Here is a 17,466-nt window from a genome sequence, read left to right on the forward strand (position 1 = left end):
CTGCCGTCCTCCCGGTCCAACGCCTCGAAGAACCGCGCCTTCAACACCGCGAAATCCACGATCCCCGCAACTCCCTGAACTCCAGGGTGTTGCGGGGATCGATAGAACCCGCCGTGGGCTCCGGCGGGGCGCTGTCGTGGGTGTCATGGGTTCAGCTGATGGAGACCTCGGGCTCGCCGGAGGCGATGCCGTCCTTCTCCATCTGTTCGGCGATCTTGAGGGCTTCCTCGATGAGGGTCTCGACGATCTTGGACTCGGGCACCGTCTTGATGATCTCGCCCTTGACGAAGATCTGGCCCTTGCCGTTGCCGGAGGCGACGCCGAGGTCGGCCTCGCGGGCCTCGCCGGGGCCGTTGACGACGCAGCCCATCACGGCGACGCGGAGCGGCACCTCCATGCCCTCCAGACCGGCACTGACCTGGTCCGCGAGCTTGTACACGTCCACCTGGGCGCGACCGCACGACGGGCAGGACACGATCTCCAGGCGGCGCTGCTTCAGGTTCAGCGACTCCAGGATCTGGAGCCCGACCTTGACCTCCTCGGCCGGCGGCGCGGACAGCGAGACGCGGATCGTGTCACCGATGCCCTCGCTGAGCAGGGCGCCGAAGGCAACGGCGGACTTGATGGTGCCCTGGAACGCCGGTCCGGCCTCTGTGACGCCGAGGTGGAGGGGGTAGTCGCTCTGCGCGGCGAGCTGGCGGTAGGCGTTGACCATCACGACCGGGTCGTTGTGCTTGACCGAGATCTTGATGTCGCGGAAGCCGTGCTCCTCGAAGAGGGACGCCTCCCAAAGGGCCGACTCGACGAGCGCCTCGGGCGTCGCCTTGCCGTACTTCTTCAGCAGTCGCGCGTCCAGCGAGCCGGCGTTCACGCCGATCCGGATCGGGGTCCCGGCGTCCTTGGCGGCCCGCGCGATCTCCTTCACCTTGTCGTCGAACTGCTTGATGTTGCCCGGGTTCACCCGCACCGCCGCGCAGCCCGCGTCGATCGCCGCGAACACGTACTTCGGCTGGAAGTGGATGTCAGCGATCACCGGGATCTGCGACTTCCGGGCGATCGTCGCGAGGGCGTCCGCGTCGTCCTGGGTCGGGCACGCCACCCGGACGATCTGACAGCCCGATGCGGTCAGCTCCGCGATCTGCTGCAGCGTGGCACCGATGTCCGACGTACGTGTCGTCGTCATGGACTGCACCGAAACCGGCGCGTCCCCGCCGACCGCCACCGACCCGACCTGGATCTTGCGGCTGACCCGCCGTACGGCGAGCTGGGTCGGAACGGTAGGCATTCCGAGAGAAATCGCAGTCATGCGCTGAGCATCCCCAAGGTTTGGATCAACGTCCCGAGATCGGCGGGCTCCGGCTTTCGAGGTTACGGCACCGAGGACAAGCTGAGGCACACGGCGTCCGGCGTCCGCACAAAATGTGGGCCACCGGACGCATCACGCGCATCCTTCGTCACTCGGGGTACATCGGGTGCGTCTGTCGTCCCGGTCAGGAGATCTTGACCGGATTGACGACGTCGGCCACCAGCACGAGCAGTGTGAAGCAGATGAACACTCCGGCGACCACGTAGGCGACGGGCATCAGCTTGGCGACGTCGAAGGGACCCGGGTCGGGGCGCTTGAAGACGCGCGCCGCGTTCCGGCGGAGTGCCTCCCACAGGGCTCCCGCGATGTGACCGCCGTCCAGCGGCAGCAGCGGCAGCATGTTGAAGAGGAACAGCGAGAGGTTGAAGCCCGCCAGCAGGAACAGCATCATCGCGATCTGGTTCTGCGCCGGAACGTCCAGCGTCATCACCTCGCCGCCGATCCTGGCCGCGCCGATGACACCCACCGGGGAGTCGTCCGCGCGCTCGCCGCCGTCGAAGGCCGCGTTCCAGAGTGCGGGGATCTTGGACGGCAGGGCGACGATCGAGTCGACGCCGTTCTCGAACATGTCGCCCATGCGGACGACCGAGTCACCGAAGGAGAGCGGGACGATCTCCGTCTGTGCGGCGAATCCGAGGTAGCCGGCGGAGACGAACTTCCCGGGGATCACCTCGCCGTCGGAGTCCTTCTTCGCCACCGCGTTCTTCGCGAGCACGGCGTGCAGGGTCTGTTCCTGACCGTTGCGCCGGACCGTGATGGTGGCGGGGCCGACCGTGTCGCGGATCTTGTCCGAGAGCACGGACCACTCGTCGGTCCGCTGTCCGTTGAAGGCGACGATCTTGTCGCCCTCGCGGAGTCCGGCCGCCTGGGCGGGCGAGACCGGGTCGGACGACTTGCAGGTCTCGCGCTTCTCGCTCTGGGAGATCACGCACTTCTGGACGCCGGCGACCTCGGTCGTCTGGGTCTGGAACCCGAAGGTCATGGCCACGCCGAGGAAGATCGCGACGGCCAGGATCAGGTTCATGAACGGCCCGGCGAACATGACGATGACGCGCTTCCACGGCTTGCGCGTGTAGAAGAGGCGCTTCTCGTCGCCCGGCTCCAGCTCCTCGAAGGCGGCCGATCTGGCGTCCTCGATCATGCCGCGCCACGGCGACGTGGAGCGTGCCTCGATCCTCCCGTCGGGTCCCGGCGGGAACATCCCGATCATGCGGATGTAGCCGCCCGCCGGGATGGCCTTGAACCCGTACTCCGTGTCGCCCTTCTTGCGCGACCAGATCGTCGGGCCGAAGCCGACCATGTACTGGGGTACGCGAATGCCGAAGAGCTTCGCGGTGGAGAGGTGTCCCAGTTCGTGCCAGGCGATGGAGAAGAGCAGCCCGACGACGAAGACGGCGATACCCAGAACGGTCAACAGGACCGACGTCATACTCATGCGCGCGCCTCCGCTGCGGCCTCGGCCGTGAGTTCCCGGGCCCGGGTCCGTGCCCAGGCCTCCGCTTCAAGGACGTCCGCGACGGTCAGTGAAGTTCCCGCCGGGGGTGTTCCGTGTTCGGCCACCACCGCGGTGACGGTGTCCATGATGCCGTTGAACGGCAGCCGTCCGGACAGGAACGCGTCGACGCACTCCTCGTTGGCGGCATTGAACACCGCCGGAGCGGTGCCGCCCAGGGCGCCCACGTGCCGGGCCAGGCCGACGGACGGGAACGCCTCGGTGTCCAGCGGGAAGAACTCCCAGGACGAGGCCTTCGTCCAGTCGAAGGCGGGGGCGGCGTCGGGGACGCGCTGCGGCCAGCCGAGGCCGATGGCGATCGGTCCGCCCATGTCGGGCGGGGTGGCCTGGGCGAGCGTCGAGCCGTCGGTGAACTCCACCATGGAGTGCACGAAGGACTGGGGGTGGACCACGACCTCGATCCGGTCGAAGGGGATGTCGTAGAGGAGGTGCGCCTCGATGACCTCGAGCCCCTTGTTGACCAGGGTCGCGGAGTTGATCGTGATGACCGGGCCCATGGCCCAGGTCGGGTGCGCGAGCGCCTGCTCCTTCGTGACGTCCGCCAGCTCGCTCCTGGTGCGTCCGCGGAACGGGCCGCCGGAGGCGGTGACGACGAGCTTGCGCACGTCGTCGCGCTTGCCGGCCGCCAGCGCCTGGAAGAGCGCGGCGTGCTCGGAGTCGACCGGGATGATCTGGCCCGGCGCGGCCAGCTCCTTGACCAGCGGACCGCCGACGATCAGCGACTCCTTGTTGGCCAGTGCCAGGGTGCGGCCCGCCCTGAGCGCGGCCAGCGTGGGCGCCAGGCCGATCGAGCCGGTGATCCCGTTGAGCACGGTGTGGCAGTCACTGGCGGCCAGCTCGGTGGCCGCGTCCGGACCGGCCAGGATCTCGGGGAGCTGTTCCCCGGCCCCGTACCGCCCGCTCAGCGCGTCACGCAGGGCGGGCACCGCCTCGGGAGCGGCGACCGCGACCGTGCGTACCCGCAGGCGGTGGGCCTGCTCGGCGAGGAGGGCGACCCGCCCGCCCGCCGCCGAGAGCGCGGTGACACGGAAGCGGGCGGGATTGCGCATTACCAGGTCGATGGCCTGGGTGCCGATGGACCCGGTGGAGCCGAGGATGACGAGATCCCGGCGTCCTTCCACGGCGTCGAAGACGAGGTGCGGGTCTGCCAGGGGGGCGGGGCTGTCGCTCATGCCCCCCATTGTTGCCGCATCCGCTGTGTGCGTGGACACAGCGTCCCTCACGCCGTACCTGCCTGTCCCCATTCGCCGGGTTCCCCTCGCTCGTCGCGCTCCGGCCGCCGCCCGGCCCTGTGGCCCTCAGAAGTGCGTGGTCACGCCGAACTCCGCGCGCAGCCCGGCCATGTCGTGGAGGTCGGCCGGGCCGGGACCGTACCCCTGGTGGAACTCGATCTGCTGCCGCACCGAGATGCAGGGCACCGGTGTCCCGCCGATGGTGCCGGTGACGAAGCACTCGGCCGGGTAGCGGAAGGGCGCCTGCGGGTCCGGCGAGGACTGGACGGCCGAGCCCTCGGGGGCGAACCGCAGGGGGTGCAGATCGATTTCGGGTCCGGAGGGGTGGCTGAGGACGAACCGTACGGGGCGCCGGTCGAGGGTCTGCGTGTAGCCGACGGCCGTCAGGGCGGCGACCAGGGCGGGTTCCTGCTCTTCGCGGTGCAGCAGGTCGAGGTCCCGGTGCTCGCGGGTCTCGGCGCCGATCAGGGCGTCGACGCCCCAGCCGCCGGCGATCACCACATCCGTACCGGCCTCGCGCAGCACCGACAGGACGGACAGCACATCGGCGCAGGACATCATGGGCGGAGCGTAGTGGCGCGTAGTGGCGCCTGCCCACCGGTTCACGCGCTTTTCGTGAGGTGCTCCGCGAAGGCGGCGAACTCCTCGTGGAAGCGGGGGTAGGTCTTGCGTACGCAGCCGGGGTCGTCGTAGGTGAGGCCGGGGGTGCGCAGGCCGGCGACGGCGAAGGACATGACGATGCGGTGGTCGCCGTGGGTGGCGATCTCGGCGGCGCGCGGGGTGCCGGGCCGGATCTCGATCCAGTCGGGGCCGGTTTTGACGGTGATGCCCATCCGCCGCAGGTTCGCGGCGCAGGCCTCCAGCCGGTCGCACTCCTTGACCCGGGTGTTGCCGACGTCCTCGATGCGTACCGGACCGGAGGCGTACGGGGCGATCGCCGCCAGCGTCGGCATGGTGTCGGAGATGTCGCGCATGTTGACGGTGAGGCCGTGGAGCTTCCCGGTGGAGCGGACCGTGGTGGATTCGGCGCCCGTGCGCACCTCGGCGCCCATCCGGCTCAGTACGCCGACGAACCCCAGGTCCCCCTGGAGGGCGCCCGTGCCGAGTCCGGGGACGGTGACCTCGCCGCCGGTGAGTGCGGCGGCGGCGAAGAAATAGCCGGCGGTGGAGGCGTCCGGCTCGACCGCGTAGGTGGTGGCCCGGTAACCGCCGGGCGGCACGGTGAAGACGTTGCCGCCGGGGCCGCCGCGGGTGACCTCGACGCCGAAGGCGCGCATCATCGCCAGGGTGATCTCGATGTAGGGCGCGGACACCAGCTCCGTGACGGTGATCCGCAGTCCGCTCTCCGTGAGCGGGCCGAGCATCAGCAGCGCGGTGAGGTACTGGCTGGACTGCCCGGCGTCCAGGGTCAGTTCACCGCCCTTGATGCCCGCGGCCCTGATCCGCAGCGGGTGGTGGCCCTCGGCCTCCTCGTGGTGGAGGTCGACGCCGAGGAACCGCAGCGCCTCGGTGAGCGGGGCGAGGGGGCGGCGGCGCATCTGGGCGGAGGCGTCGAAGCGGTAGCTGCCCCGGGCGCCGGCCGAGGCGAGGGCCGGCAGGAAGCGGGCGGTGGTCGCGCCGTCGCGGCAGTAGATGTCGGCCTCGGTGGCGGCGGGTCCGGCGGGGCGGCCCTCGATCCGCCATCGGTCCGGCTCCTGGACCACCTCGTAGCCGAGGCCGGTGAGCCCCTGCGCGAAGCCTTCCGTGTCGTCCGAGCTCAGCGGACGCAGGAGGGTACTGGTGCCGTTCGCGGCGGCGGCCAGGAACAGGGCGCGCGCGGTGACGGACTTGGAACCGGGGACGTGGATGACGCTCACGGGCCCCCATCCTGCCGTGTCGCGCGCGGGGGGGGGGGGGGGGGGGGGGGGGGGGGGGGGGGGGGCGGCCCGCGGGGGGGGGGGGGGGGGGGGGGGGGCGGGGCCCCCCCCCCCCCCCCCCCCCCCCCCCCCCCCCCCGCCCCGGGCGTCAGCGGCTCAGCGGACGGGCCGGTGCACGTTGTCCCGGGTGGACGGGCCGGGGGTGGCGTCGGCGATCCACGGGCCTTCGCCGCTGGGGTCGATGATGCCCTCCTCCAGCCAGGTGTAGGTGCCCGACAGGACGCCTTCGGTGACGCGCCGGTCCAGGTCGTCGGTGTTGGACCAGAGCCGGGTGAAGAGTTCCTCGACCCGGACGCGGGACTGGTGGCAGAAGGCGTCCGCGAGCTGGTAGGCCTCGCGGCCGTGGTCGTCGCCGGTGCGCAGGAGTTCGGCCCGGACGCAGGCGGCGCTCATCGCGAAGAGTTCCGCGCCGATGTCGACGATCCGGCCGAGGAAGCCCTGTTTGGTCTCCATCCGGCCCTGCCAGCGCGACATGGCGTAGAAGGTGGAGCGCGCCAGTTTGCGGGAGGAGCGTTCGACGTAGCGCAGGTGGCTGGACAGGTCGGCGTGGCCCGCGGGGTTGAACTCCGCGTAGGTGCCGGGGAGCTGTCCGGGTCCGGTGACGAGCTTGGGCAGCCACCGGGCGTAGAAGCCGGCGGCGTTGGCGCCCGCCTTCGCCTTGGCGGAGAGCGGCTTGTCGGGGTCGATGATGTCCCCGGCGACCTTCAGGTGGGCGTCGACGGCCTCCCGGGCGATCAGCAGGTGCATGATCTCCGTCGAGCCCTCGAAGATCCGGTTGATGCGCATGTCCCGGAGCATCTGCTCGGCGGGGACGGCCCGTTCGCCGCGGGCGGCGAGGGAATCCGCAGTCTCGAAACCCCGGCCGCCTCGGATCTGGACGAGCTCGTCGGCCATCAGGCAGCCCATCTCGGAGCCGAGCAGCTTGGCGAGCGCGGCCTCGATCCGGATGTCGTTGCGGTTCTCGTCAGCCATCTGGGAGGCGAGGTCGACGACCGCTTCGAGGGCGAAGGTGGTCGCGGCGATGAAGGAGATCTTCGAGCCGACCGCCTCGTGCCGGGCGACCGGCCTGCCCCACTGCTCACGGACCGCCGACCACTCGCGGGCGATCTTCAGGCACCACTTCCCGGAGCCGACGCACATGGCGGGCAGCGAGAGCCGCCCGGTGTTGAGCGTGGTGAGCGCGATCTTGAGCCCGGCGCCCTCGGGTCCGATGCGGTTCGCCGCGGGGACGCGCACCTGATGGAAGCGGGTGACGCCGTTCTCCAGGCCGCGCAGGCCCATGAAGGCGTTGCGGTTCTCCACGGTGATGCCCGGAGAGCCGGCCTCGACCACGAAGGCCGTGATGCCGCCCTTGTGTCCCTCGGACTTCGGGACTCGCGCCATGACGACGAGCAGGTCGGCGACGACCCCGTTGGTCGTCCACAGCTTCACCCCGTCGAGCACGTAGTCGGTGCCGTCCGGTACGGCGGAGGTGGCGAGTCGGGCCGGGTCGGAGCCGACGTCCGGTTCGGTGAGGAGGAACGCCGAGATGTCGCTGCGGGCCAGCCGGGGCAGGAAGGTGTCCTTCTGCTCCTGGCTGCCGAAGGTCTTCAGCGGCTGGGGCACGCCGATGGACTGGTGGGCGGAGAGCAGGGCACCGATCGCCGGGCTGGCGGAGCCGACCAGGGCCAGGGCCTTGTTGTAGTACACCTGGGTCAGGCCCAGACCGCCGTACTTCACATCGATCTTCATGCCGAGGGCGCCAAGTTCCTTGAGGCCGTTGATCACCTCGTCGGGGATCCTGGCCTCGCGCTCGATCAGGGCCCCGTCGACCCTGCTGTCGCAGAAGTCGCGCAGCCGGGCGAGGAACTCCTCGCCGCGCCGGACGTCCTCGCCCGCGGGCAGCGGATGCGGGTGGATCAGGTCGAGGCGGAAGCGGCCCAGGAAGAGTTCCTTGGCGAAACTGGGTTTGTGCCAGTCCCGTTCCCGCGCCTCCTCGGCCACCTGGCGCGCCTCGCGCTCGGAGACCTTGGGCGTGTGCTGTGGTGCGGATGGCCGTTGTGCGGATGGTGCGGACATGAGGAGCTCACCTCGCCGCTTCGTCGGGGGTCTTCTACTCGTCCGTATGTACCCGATTCCTGCCGGCGCCACCATCCTCGGGACGCCGATCGGGTCGCCCGCCACTCCAGTGACCGGGCCCGCTCGCGCAATCGCGGAACGGCTGGAACGGAGCTGAAGGTGTCCCGGATCCACGCGGTGGCACGGGGGCGGACTGAGCCGTGGAGGCCGGGGGGGACGTTCTTCGACAGGTGCGGTGGTGTCAGCGGTACGGCGACCGGCGGACGGACAGGATCGCGACGTCGTCGTGCCGGCTGCCCCCGCCGGCGAAGGCGCGCGCGTCGTCGTACAGGGCCCGGGGCAGTTCGGTGGGCGAGAGGGTGACGCGCCCGTTGAGGCGTTCGGTGACGGGGTAGAACGAGCCGTCGGCGTCGCGGGTCTCGGTGAGTCCGTCGGTGGTCAGCAGCAGTGTCGAGCCGGGCGGGAAGGCGAACCACTCGACGGTCGTGGGCTCGACGGCGAGTTCGGCGAGGCCGAGGGGGACGCCGGAGGTGAGTTCCGGGGTGATGACGGCGGCGTCCTGCACCAACTGGGGCGCGATGTGGCCACAGTTGATGACCTGCACCTCGCTCTGCGCATCGATGTTCACGATGAGTGCCGTGACGAACCGTTCGTCGTCGCCGGTCTGCGCGGCGTAGGAGTTGTGCCGTACGACCGAGGTGTCCAGGGCGTCGACGAGCGCCGTCAGGGTGGGTTCCCGGTGGGCCGCCTCGCGGAAGGCGCCGATGACGGCGAACGCGGCGCCGACCGCGGGCAGGCCCTTGCCCTGGACGTCGCCGATCAGGACGCGGGTTCCCCACGGGGAGACGACGACGTCGTAGATGTCGCCGCCGATGAGCCGGTCCTCCTGGACCGGCTCGTACACACCGTCGACCAGCACGTCGTCGGTGAGCAGCGGCAGCGGGCGCAGGATGTGGCGCTGCATCGCCGCGGCGGTGGAGCGCAGCCGCAGCATCTCCGTCTCGCGCCGGATACGACGGTGACAGGCGTAGACGGCGGCGAGTCCCAGGGCGCAGGTGAGCAGCATCATGAGGAGCCTGTCGAGCCACGACCGCCCGTCTCCGTGCCGGATCAGCACGGTGGCGACGACCACGGCCGTGGTCCACCCGGCCACGAACATCGTCTGGCGCGCGGTGCACAACGCGGACGCCGCCCCCGGCAGGAACACCAGGAGCCCGAGAAGCCACACCGGGGACGCGGACAGGGCGCCGAGCAGCACCACCAGGAGGGTCAGCGAGACCACTGCGATCACCACGGCACCGTCGCTGGGGGCTTCGACGGTTTCGAAGGGGCGTGCGGATCTCGTCGAGCGCGTGCGGGGCACGGGACCTCCCGGGCAGACGGTGTGCTCTCCGTACGTTAGGCAGCCCCGGCCGGGGCGGAGCCGCGCCCCGCCGGAAGGCGCCGGGTGGGCCCGGCAGGTCAGCGGGATATGGTTCGGCCGCAATGAATCCGATCGGTCCACCCGGGCTGCGCCAAGGCCCTCGGCGGTGGCCCGCCCGAGGGAGAGCCGGATGCTGCAGGCACTGGGACTGGGCCCGGCCGAAGAGGCCATCTACACCGCGCTGCTGGCCCGCCCGGCGGCCTCGGCGCCCGAACTCGTCCGGCAGACCGGGCTGACGGAGGCCGAGGCCACCCGCGTCCTGCTCGACCTGGCGGCGCGCGGACTGGTGGTGAGCGCCGCCGGGGCCGGGGGCGGGGTGGCCGAACCGGACGGGGGCGGGCCGGGCCCGCACACCGCCCGCTACCGGCTCGCGCCGCCCTCGGTGGCGCTGGCCCCGTTCCTCGTCGAACAGCGCAACGCGCTGCACCGGGCCGAGACCGCGTTGTCCATGCTGAGCGAGCAGTACCGCACCACCGCCGGGCACTCCGCCGGCAGCGTCGTGGAGCCGGTCGTCGGCGTCGAGCAGGTCGCGCACCGGTTCCACCAGCTGCAGCGGGGCGCCCAGCGGGAGCTGCTCGTCTTCCTCATCGGCCGGCCCATCGCGGTGCCGCGCGAGGACACCGACGCGTCGGAGAGCTCCGCGCTGGAGCGCGGCGTCGATTTCCGGGTCGTCGCCGCCAGGGACTACCTCGACGGGCCCGAGGTGGCGAGCGACATGCGGGCGGCCATGACGGCGGGTCTGCAGCTCCGCCTGGTCGATTCGTTGCCGCTGAAGATGGTCGTGGCGGACCGGGAGCGGGCCATGGTGCCGCTGGACACCGCGGACGCCGGCGGTGAGCCGGGCGCCATCGTCGTGTACCGCAGTGGACTGCTGACGGCCCTGGTCCACCTCTTCGAGAAGGAGTGGGTCCAGGCCCGGCCGCTGTATCCCGCCACCACGGGTGTGCGCGTGGAGCCGGTGGGCGAGCGGCGGCCGACCGAGGGGGAGCTGGAGGTTCTCGCCCTGCTGCTGGCGGGGATCTCCGACCGGCGGGCGGCCTCCCAGCTCGGCTTGTCCATCCGCACGGTGGAGCGACGGACCCGCCGTCTGATGGACCTCGCCGGAGCGGATTCGCGCCTGCAGCTGGGGTGGCACGCCGCCCGTGCGGGCTGGCTCTGACGGCAAGCGAGACCGGCCGTGTGTCGGAATTCCGACATGCGGGCGACCCGTCACGCGTGACGCCCCTATGCCATTCGCGTGTCTGCCAGGCTGCAGCGGCAGCACAGCTGTTCACGCCACCGAGTGGGGAGATTCATGCGCTCCGTCATGCGAATAGCCTTGGGCACGGCCACCGCCGTCGCCCTGGCCTTCACCGCGGCCACGCCGTCCGGGGCAGCGGATCCGCCGCCCGCCGGCGCCGCGGGCAAGAGACCGGTCGTCGGCAGTGCGGCCGCGGCGAAGAGCGGCGGGCAGGCGACGGTCACGCTCGTCACCGGCGACCGGGTGCTGGTGACCACGGACCCGTCGGGCCGTAGTTCCGCGGCGTTGCTGCCGCGCGAGGACGGCACCCGCCCGTTGATCCAGACCCGCCAGGTGGGCAAGGACCTCTACGTCTACCCCGACACCGCCTCGCGGGCGATCGCCGAGGGGAGGGTCGACGAGCAGCTGTTCAACGTCACCGGGCTGATCCGTCAGGGCTACGACGACGCGCACACCGGCTCGCTGCCGCTCATCGCCACCTACGGGAAGGGCGTGGACGTCGCGAAGAGCGCGCCGCCCGCGCCGCGCGGCTCCGAGCGGGGGCTGAGCCTCCCGGCCGTGGACGGAGTGGCCCTCAAGGCGGACAAGGACACTGCCGCCGCCTTCTGGCAGGACGTCACCGGCGCCCGCTCCCGGGCCGCGGCCACGCTGAAGAAGCTGTGGCTGGACGGCAAGGCCGAGGCCACGCTGGACCGTTCCACCGCGCAGGTGCACGCACCGGAGGCCTGGGCCGCCGGATACGACGGCAAGGGCACCAAGGTCGCCGTGCTGGACACCGGCGTGGACTCCGCGCACCCGGACCTGACGGACCGGATCGCCTCGTCCAAGAACTTCACGGACTCCCCGGCCACCGACGACAAGGTCGGCCACGGCACCCACACCGCCTCCACGGCTGGCGGGTCCGGAGCGGCCAGTGACGGCCGTCAGAAGGGCGTCGCCCCGGGCACCTCGCTGCTCATCGGGAAGGTCCTGGACGACCGGGGCTCCGGCCTGGATTCCTGGATCATCGCGGGCATGCAGTGGGCCGTCGACCAGCAGGCCGACGTCGTCTCGATGAGCCTGGGCAACCCGACGGTCGGGGACTGCACGGACCCGGTGGCCGAGGCCACCGGCCGGCTCTCGCAGGACACGCACACCCTGTTCGTCGTCGCCGCGGGCAACGCCGGTCCGGGCGCCGAGACCGTCTCGTCGCCCGGCTGCGTACCCGGCGTGCTGACCGTCGGCGCCGTCGACCACGACGACACCACCGCGCCCTTCTCCAGCCGCGGCCCCGTCGCCGTCACCCACACCCTCAAGCCCGAGATCGCCGCCCCCGGCGTCGGCATCTCGGCGGCGAGTGCGGGCGGCCGCGGCGTCTACGCCTACCGGACGATGTCCGGCACCTCGATGGCCACCCCGCATGTCGCGGGCGCCGCCGCCGTCGTCCGCCAGGCCCACCCGGACTGGACCGCGCAGCAGATCAAGGCCGCCCTGGTCTCCTCCGCCCGCACCGGCGGGAAGGTCGCGGGCGCCGACGAGACCGGCGGCGGGGTACTCGACGTGTTCGGCGCGGTGAACCAGCAGGTGGTCTCCGTACCGGCCGTGCAGGCCGGCAGCTACAACTGGCCGCAGGACGCCTCGGACCGCACCACGGTGCGGGTGCCCTTCACCAACACCGGCACGAGCGCCGTCACCCTGGGCCTGAAGGTCAGTGGTGTGCACGGCAACGACGGCAGCGATGTCGTCTCCGGCGTCGTCGGGGTCGCGAGGGACAAAGTGCGGGTCGCCGCCGGCGCCACCGTCCGGGTGCCGCTGCGGATCGATCCGACCGCCCGGCTGAAGGACTCCCAGTACGGCGCCGTCACCGGCCGCCTCCTGGCCACCGGCGGCGGGGAGCGGGTCTCCGTACCCGTCACGCTGTACGTCCAGCCGGAGACGGTCACGCTCCGGGTCAAGCTGATCGACCGGCACGGCGCGCCCGCCGCGGGCATCTCGTCGCTGGACCTGGCCGGCCTCGACACCGACACGGGGGAACGCCGCACCAACAACGGCGCGGGCGCCCAGACGTTCCGCGTGCGCCCGGGTGCCTACTCCCTCAGCAGCTTCGTGGGCAGCTACGGCGCGGACAAGGCGCCCGAGTCGGTCAGCTACCTCGCCAACCCGCAGCTGCGGATCACCCGTGACACCACCGTCGTCCTCGATGCCCGCAAGGCCCACCGGCTGAGCCTGCGCACCGAACGCCCCTCGACGGTGGCCAACACGACGCTCAGCTACGCCCGCACCTGGGACGACACCTGGCAGCTGTCCGGTTCGGTGGTGGCCGACTCCGTCCAGGAGTTCTACGCGGACATCGACGGACGCGCCGCGAAGGGCACCTACGAGTTCCGTCCCACCTGGCGCGCGACCGGCTCCCAGGACGGCAGGCCCTACGTCTACAACCTGTCCTTCCCGACGCGGGGCCCGCTCCACGCCGACCGGGTCTTCAGGCCGAAGGACGCCGGGCTGGCCCGGGTCAGCGAGACGTGGAACGCCATGGGCAAGGCGGGCGGCTACGTCGACGCGATGTTCGTCCGCCCCTCCGGCGGCTACAGCGCCTACCTCCCCGTGGCCCCGATGGACACGGTCCACGTCCCCGGCACCCGTACCGCCTACTACACGGCCGGCGACGACGCCTGGTACCACGGCGCGATGACCAGCTTCCCGTTCGCCGCGTTCATGGGCGACCAGGAGCGCAGTTACCGGGCCGGCGAGCGGCGCGACGAGGAGTGGTACGGCGGCCCCCTGCGGCCGGCCGCACCGCGCGACGCCGACGGCAAACCGATGCTGGCCGCCGAGCGGCAGGGCGACCTGATCGGCTTCCAGAACGCACTCTGGCTCGACGAGTCCGGCGACCACTGGACCTACGGCGGGTCGTTCGGTGACCTCGGCAAGCTGGTGCTGAAGCGCAACGGTGAACAGATCGGCAGCAGCTACGATCCGTACGGTGTGTTCACCGTGCCGGACGAGGACTCCGCGTACGAACTCACCCAGATCCTGGAGAAGATCCCGTCCGCGGACGGCAACTGGCTGCGCTCCACCGCCGCCACCACCACGTGGAGCTTCCGCTCCCGCCGGGAGCCGGACGTCTACTCGCGCGGCCTGCCGGTCCTCACCCCCAAGTACGACCTGCCGGCGGACGGCATGAACACCCTGCCTGCGCGGGGCGGCATCAAGGTCGGCCTGTCGGTCGAGGGCCATGCCGGGTACACCCCGGGCGCGGTCACGGCGGCCGCGTTCTCCTACTCCTACGACGGCGGCGCCACCTGGACCCGGGCGCCGGTCCAGCAGCACAAGGGGAAGTGGACGGCCGTCCTGGACCACACCGGCGCCGCCGGCCGGCAGGTCATGACGAAGACCGCCCTCACGGACGCCAACGGGAACGCGGTCACCCAGACCATCACCCGCGCCTACGACGTCCGGTAGCGGCACACGACGGCAGACGGCCGGGCAAGTCACCCACGAGGGGTGACCTGCCCGGCCGTCGCCGGTCCGACAGGGTTACAGGGCGAGACCGGTGAGGACCAGGACCCGCTCGTAGGTGTAGTCGTCCATCGCGTACCGGACGCCCTCCCGGCCGGTGCCGGACTGCTTGGTGCCGCCGTAGGGCATCTGGTCCGCGCGGTACGAGGGGACGTCGCCGATGATCACGCCGCCGACCTCCAGGGCGCGGTGGGCGCGGAAGGCGGTCTGCAGGTCGTGGGTGAACACGCCTGCCTGGAGGCCGTACTTGGAGGAGTTGACGGAGGCGAACGCCTCGGCCTCGCCGTCCACCTTCTGCACCGAGAGCACGGGTCCGAAGACCTCCTCGCAGGAGAGGCTGACGCCGTCGGGGAGGTCGGTGAGGACGGTCGGGGCGTAGGTCGCGCCGTCGCGCTTGCCGCCGGTGAGCAGTGTGCCGCCGGCCTGTACGGCCTCGTCGACCCAGGACTCGACGCGCTTGGCGGCGTCCTCGTTGACCAGCGGGCCGACGTCGGTGGCGGCGTCGGACGGGTCGCCGGTGACCTGGGCCCCGACGGCCGCGACGATCTTCGGGAGCAGCCGGTCGTAGACGGCGGCGTCCGCGATGACGCGCTGCACGGAGATGCAGGACTGGCCGCCCTGGTAGTTGGAGAACGTCGCGATGCGGGTCGCGGCCCAGTCCAGGTCCGCCTCGGAGGCGTAGTCGCCGAGGACGACGGCCGCGCCGTTGCCGCCGAGCTCCAGGGTGCAGTGCTTGCGCGGCACCGAGTCCATGATCGCGTAGCCGACCGGGGCGGAGCCGGTGAACGAGATCACGGGCAGCCGCTCGTCCTGGACGAGGGCGGGCATCCGGTCGTTGGGGACCGTGAGCACCGACCAGGAGCCGGCCGGCAGGTCGGTCTCGGCCAGCAGCTCGCCCAGGATCAGGGACGAGATCGGGGTGGCCGGGGCGGGCTTGAGGATGATCGGGGCGCCGACGGCGATGGCCGGGGCGACCTTGTGGGCGCTGAGGTTCAGCGGGAAGTTGAACGGGGCGATGCCCAGGACCGTGCCGCGCGGGAAGCGGCGGGTGAGGCCGAGCCGGCCGGTGCCGCCGGCGTCGGTGTCCAGGCGCTGGGCCTCGCCGCCGTTGAAGCGGCGGGCCTCCTCGGAGGCGAACCGGAACACCGAGACGGCGCGGCCGACCTCGCCGCGTGCCCACTTGACGGGCTTGCCGTTCTCGGCGGAGATCAGCTGGGCGATCTCCTCGGTGCGCTCGGTCAGGCGGCGGGCGACGTGGTCGAGCGCGGCGGCGCGGACGTGGGCCGGGGTGGCGGCGAACTCGTCACGCACGGCGTGGGCGGCGGCGACCGCCTCCTCGACCTGGGCCTCGGTGGGCACGCTGACGGTGCCGACGAGGCGGCCGTCCCAGGAGTTGGTGACGTCGAAGCTTTCCTCGCCGGTGGCCTCGCGGCCGGCCAGCCAGAAGGCGTGGGTGGAGGTCATGGAGGTTCCGGCCCTTCGATGTCGTGGGGTGTTCCGTCCCCCACCGTAGGGGCGCGCCGTCCGCCCGGCGTTTGTCCGGCGTGGAGCAGAGGTCCTCCGGGGTACGCCGGTTTGTCGCAGCCGACGGCCCGTTCCTACGACGCCGTCGGGGGGCTGGTGACCTTGAGGGCCAGCCAGAGCTCCATCCGGCTGTCCGGATCGTCCAGCGAACGGCCGAGGATCTCCTCCACCCGCCGCATCCGGTAGCGCAGGGTGTGCCGGTGCACCCCCAGGTCGGCTGCGGCGGCGTCCCACTGGCCGTGGTGGGAGAGCCAGGCCCGCAGCGAGGCGACCAGATCGCCTCGGCCCTTGGTGTCGTGTTCGTACAGGGGGCGGAGCATGGCGTCCGCGAAGGCGCGCACCGCGTCGTCGGCGAGCAGCGGGAGCACCGAGCCGGTCGCCAGCTCCTCGTGCTCGACCAGTGCCCTGCCCCGCCGGCGGGCCACCGACAGGGCCTGTTCGGCCTGCTTGTACGCGGCCGAGACGGCGATCGGGCCCGCGGGGGCGGAGAGGCCGACGACCACCGGGGTTTCGTCCGCCGGTTCGTGCGCGGGCCGTTCCTCCTGGGTCTCGGCGTAGCCGGTGCAGGCGCCGACCGCGGCGCCGCCGTCGGCGGCCAGGACGACGAGGCGTTCGCCCTCGGGGACCATCAGCACGGTCTCTCCGGACCGGGAGGCCGCGCTCTCCATCGCCTCGGCCAGCTGCGCGGTGGCCGAGGGTTCGGACGCCTCCGCGATGAGCAGCCGGAAGGGGGCGTCGAGCAGCCCGCCGTAGAGGTCTCCGGCGACCGCGCGCGCGTGGTCGGGCTGGCCGGCGAGCAGCATCCGCAGCACCGCGGCACCGAGCCGCTGTTCGGCGCCCTGGAGCGAGCGGGAGCGGGCGGTGGTGAGGGTGAGCAGGGCGACCGCCGAGTTCACGGCGTACCGTTCCGCGGTGCCGAGGGCCGCCCCGGTGCCGACCGCGAGGGCGCCGCGGGCCCGGCGGCCGGTGCCCAGGGACTGGAGCTCGACCCGGTCCTCGCTGCCGCCGACGACCACGCTGGCCGGGGCCGGGCGGTCGCGCAGGCGTTCCACGTCCGGGGTGAGCCGGGCGGCGCGGCGGGCGGCCCAGTCGGGAGCGGCCGCCACGACGGCCCCGGAGGCGTCGTACAGCGCGGCCCAGCCGTCGACGTGCGCGGCGAGCCGGGTGAGGAGTTCGCCTGGGCCGTCCCCGGCGAGCGCCGCCCTGGTGAGTTCGCGCTGCGCCTCGAAGCCGGCGGTGACGGCCCGGTACTGGTCGGCGGCGATCTCCGAGGAGACCGCCTTGGCGATGGCGATGAACGGGGTGCGGCGGGGCACCTCGATCAGCGGCAGCCCGGCTTCCTCGGCGGCGTCGATCAGCGCCTTGGGTACGGCGTCGTAGTTGACGCCGACGGCGAAGCCCACCCCGACGACGCCGGATCCGGCCAGCCGTCGCACGTACCGCTGCATGCCCTCGGGGCTCTCGGCGTCGAGGTTGGTCGCGGTGACCAGCAGCAGCTCGCCGCCCTCCATGTAGCGGACGGGGTCGGCCAGCTCGCTGGCGTGTGCCCAGCGCACGGGTGTGTCGAGCCGGTCCGCTCCCGCACGGACCGTGAGTTTGAGCGCCGAGTGCTGGACGAGCGAGGCGAGCGTGGGCGGCATGGGACGGGCGACCTTTGGGAGGGGGCGTCTGGGCGGGGCGCCTGAGTGGGGCGTCG

General features: G+C 72.1%; 11 protein-coding genes. 2 read left to right on the forward strand and 9 right to left on the reverse strand.

What is annotated here, in order from left to right; genetic code table 11:
- Positions 1 to 151: 151 nt before the first annotated feature.
- The 7 genes from ispG to ACGFU6_RS29260 all read right to left on the reverse strand — a co-directional run bounded on the left by ispG (position 152) and on the right by ACGFU6_RS29260 (position 9,448).
- The gene (ispG, locus tag ACGFU6_RS29230) at positions 152 to 1,306 is read right to left on the reverse strand and encodes a flavodoxin-dependent (E)-4-hydroxy-3-methylbut-2-enyl-diphosphate synthase (RefSeq protein WP_123523229.1); all 1,155 of its coding nucleotides are present in this window, start codon (positions 1,304 to 1,306) and stop codon (positions 152 to 154) included.
- A 184-nt stretch (positions 1,307 to 1,490) separates the two neighbouring features.
- Positions 1,491 to 2,801, reverse strand: a complete 1,311-nt coding sequence (locus tag ACGFU6_RS29235; RefSeq protein ID WP_393615236.1) for a M50 family metallopeptidase — start codon at positions 2,799 to 2,801, stop codon at positions 1,491 to 1,493.
- Complete coding sequence (gene dxr, locus ACGFU6_RS29240) at positions 2,798 to 4,051, reverse strand: 1-deoxy-D-xylulose-5-phosphate reductoisomerase (protein WP_393615238.1); 1,254 nt, start codon at positions 4,049 to 4,051, stop codon at positions 2,798 to 2,800. The genes ACGFU6_RS29235 and dxr overlap by 4 nt, the downstream gene beginning before the upstream one ends.
- Positions 4,052 to 4,177: 126 nt before the next feature.
- On the reverse strand, positions 4,178 to 4,672 hold the full coding sequence (locus ACGFU6_RS29245; RefSeq protein WP_393615240.1) for a nucleotidyltransferase domain-containing protein: 495 nt from the start codon (positions 4,670 to 4,672) through the stop codon (positions 4,178 to 4,180).
- Positions 4,673 to 4,713: 41 nt separating this feature from the next.
- The gene (aroA, locus tag ACGFU6_RS29250; protein ID WP_393615242.1) at positions 4,714 to 5,967 is read right to left on the reverse strand and encodes a 3-phosphoshikimate 1-carboxyvinyltransferase; all 1,254 of its coding nucleotides are present in this window, start codon (positions 5,965 to 5,967) and stop codon (positions 4,714 to 4,716) included.
- Positions 5,968 to 6,123: 156 nt separating this feature from the next.
- Entirely contained in the window at positions 6,124 to 8,085 is a 1,962-nt protein-coding gene (locus ACGFU6_RS29255; protein WP_393615244.1) for an acyl-CoA dehydrogenase family protein, read from the reverse strand.
- A gap of 241 nt (positions 8,086 to 8,326) precedes the next feature.
- Positions 8,327 to 9,448 (reverse strand): PP2C family protein-serine/threonine phosphatase, encoded by a 1,122-nt coding sequence (locus tag ACGFU6_RS29260; protein ID WP_393615246.1) that lies wholly within the window; start codon positions 9,446 to 9,448, stop codon positions 8,327 to 8,329.
- A gap of 190 nt (positions 9,449 to 9,638) precedes the next feature.
- Here ACGFU6_RS29260 and ACGFU6_RS29265 point away from each other — a divergent pair, with 190 nt between their 5' ends.
- Together ACGFU6_RS29265 and ACGFU6_RS29270 are read left to right on the forward strand one after the other, a co-directional pair.
- A complete protein-coding gene (locus ACGFU6_RS29265) occupies positions 9,639 to 10,667 on the forward strand; it encodes a helix-turn-helix domain-containing protein (protein ID WP_393615247.1) in 1,029 nt (342 codons plus the stop codon).
- Positions 10,668 to 10,802: 135 nt separating this feature from the next.
- Positions 10,803 to 14,189, forward strand: coding sequence for a S8 family serine peptidase (locus ACGFU6_RS29270; protein ID WP_393615249.1), 3,387 nt, complete (start codon positions 10,803 to 10,805; stop codon positions 14,187 to 14,189).
- Between the two features lie 75 nt (positions 14,190 to 14,264).
- Here ACGFU6_RS29270 and ACGFU6_RS29275 read toward each other — a convergent pair whose 3' ends face one another.
- Together ACGFU6_RS29275 and ACGFU6_RS29280 are read right to left on the reverse strand one after the other, a co-directional pair.
- The gene (locus ACGFU6_RS29275; RefSeq protein ID WP_393615251.1) at positions 14,265 to 15,710 is read right to left on the reverse strand and encodes an aldehyde dehydrogenase family protein; all 1,446 of its coding nucleotides are present in this window, start codon (positions 15,708 to 15,710) and stop codon (positions 14,265 to 14,267) included.
- 134 nt (positions 15,711 to 15,844) lie between these two features.
- The gene (locus tag ACGFU6_RS29280) at positions 15,845 to 17,410 is read right to left on the reverse strand and encodes a PucR family transcriptional regulator (RefSeq protein WP_393615253.1); all 1,566 of its coding nucleotides are present in this window, start codon (positions 17,408 to 17,410) and stop codon (positions 15,845 to 15,847) included.
- Between the last annotated feature and the right edge of the window lie 56 nt (positions 17,411 to 17,466).

Origin of the sequence: Streptomyces sp. NPDC048462 (assembly GCF_043200175.1) — a bacterium.
In the GTDB taxonomy this organism is placed as follows: domain Bacteria; phylum Actinomycetota; class Actinomycetes; order Streptomycetales; family Streptomycetaceae; genus Streptomyces.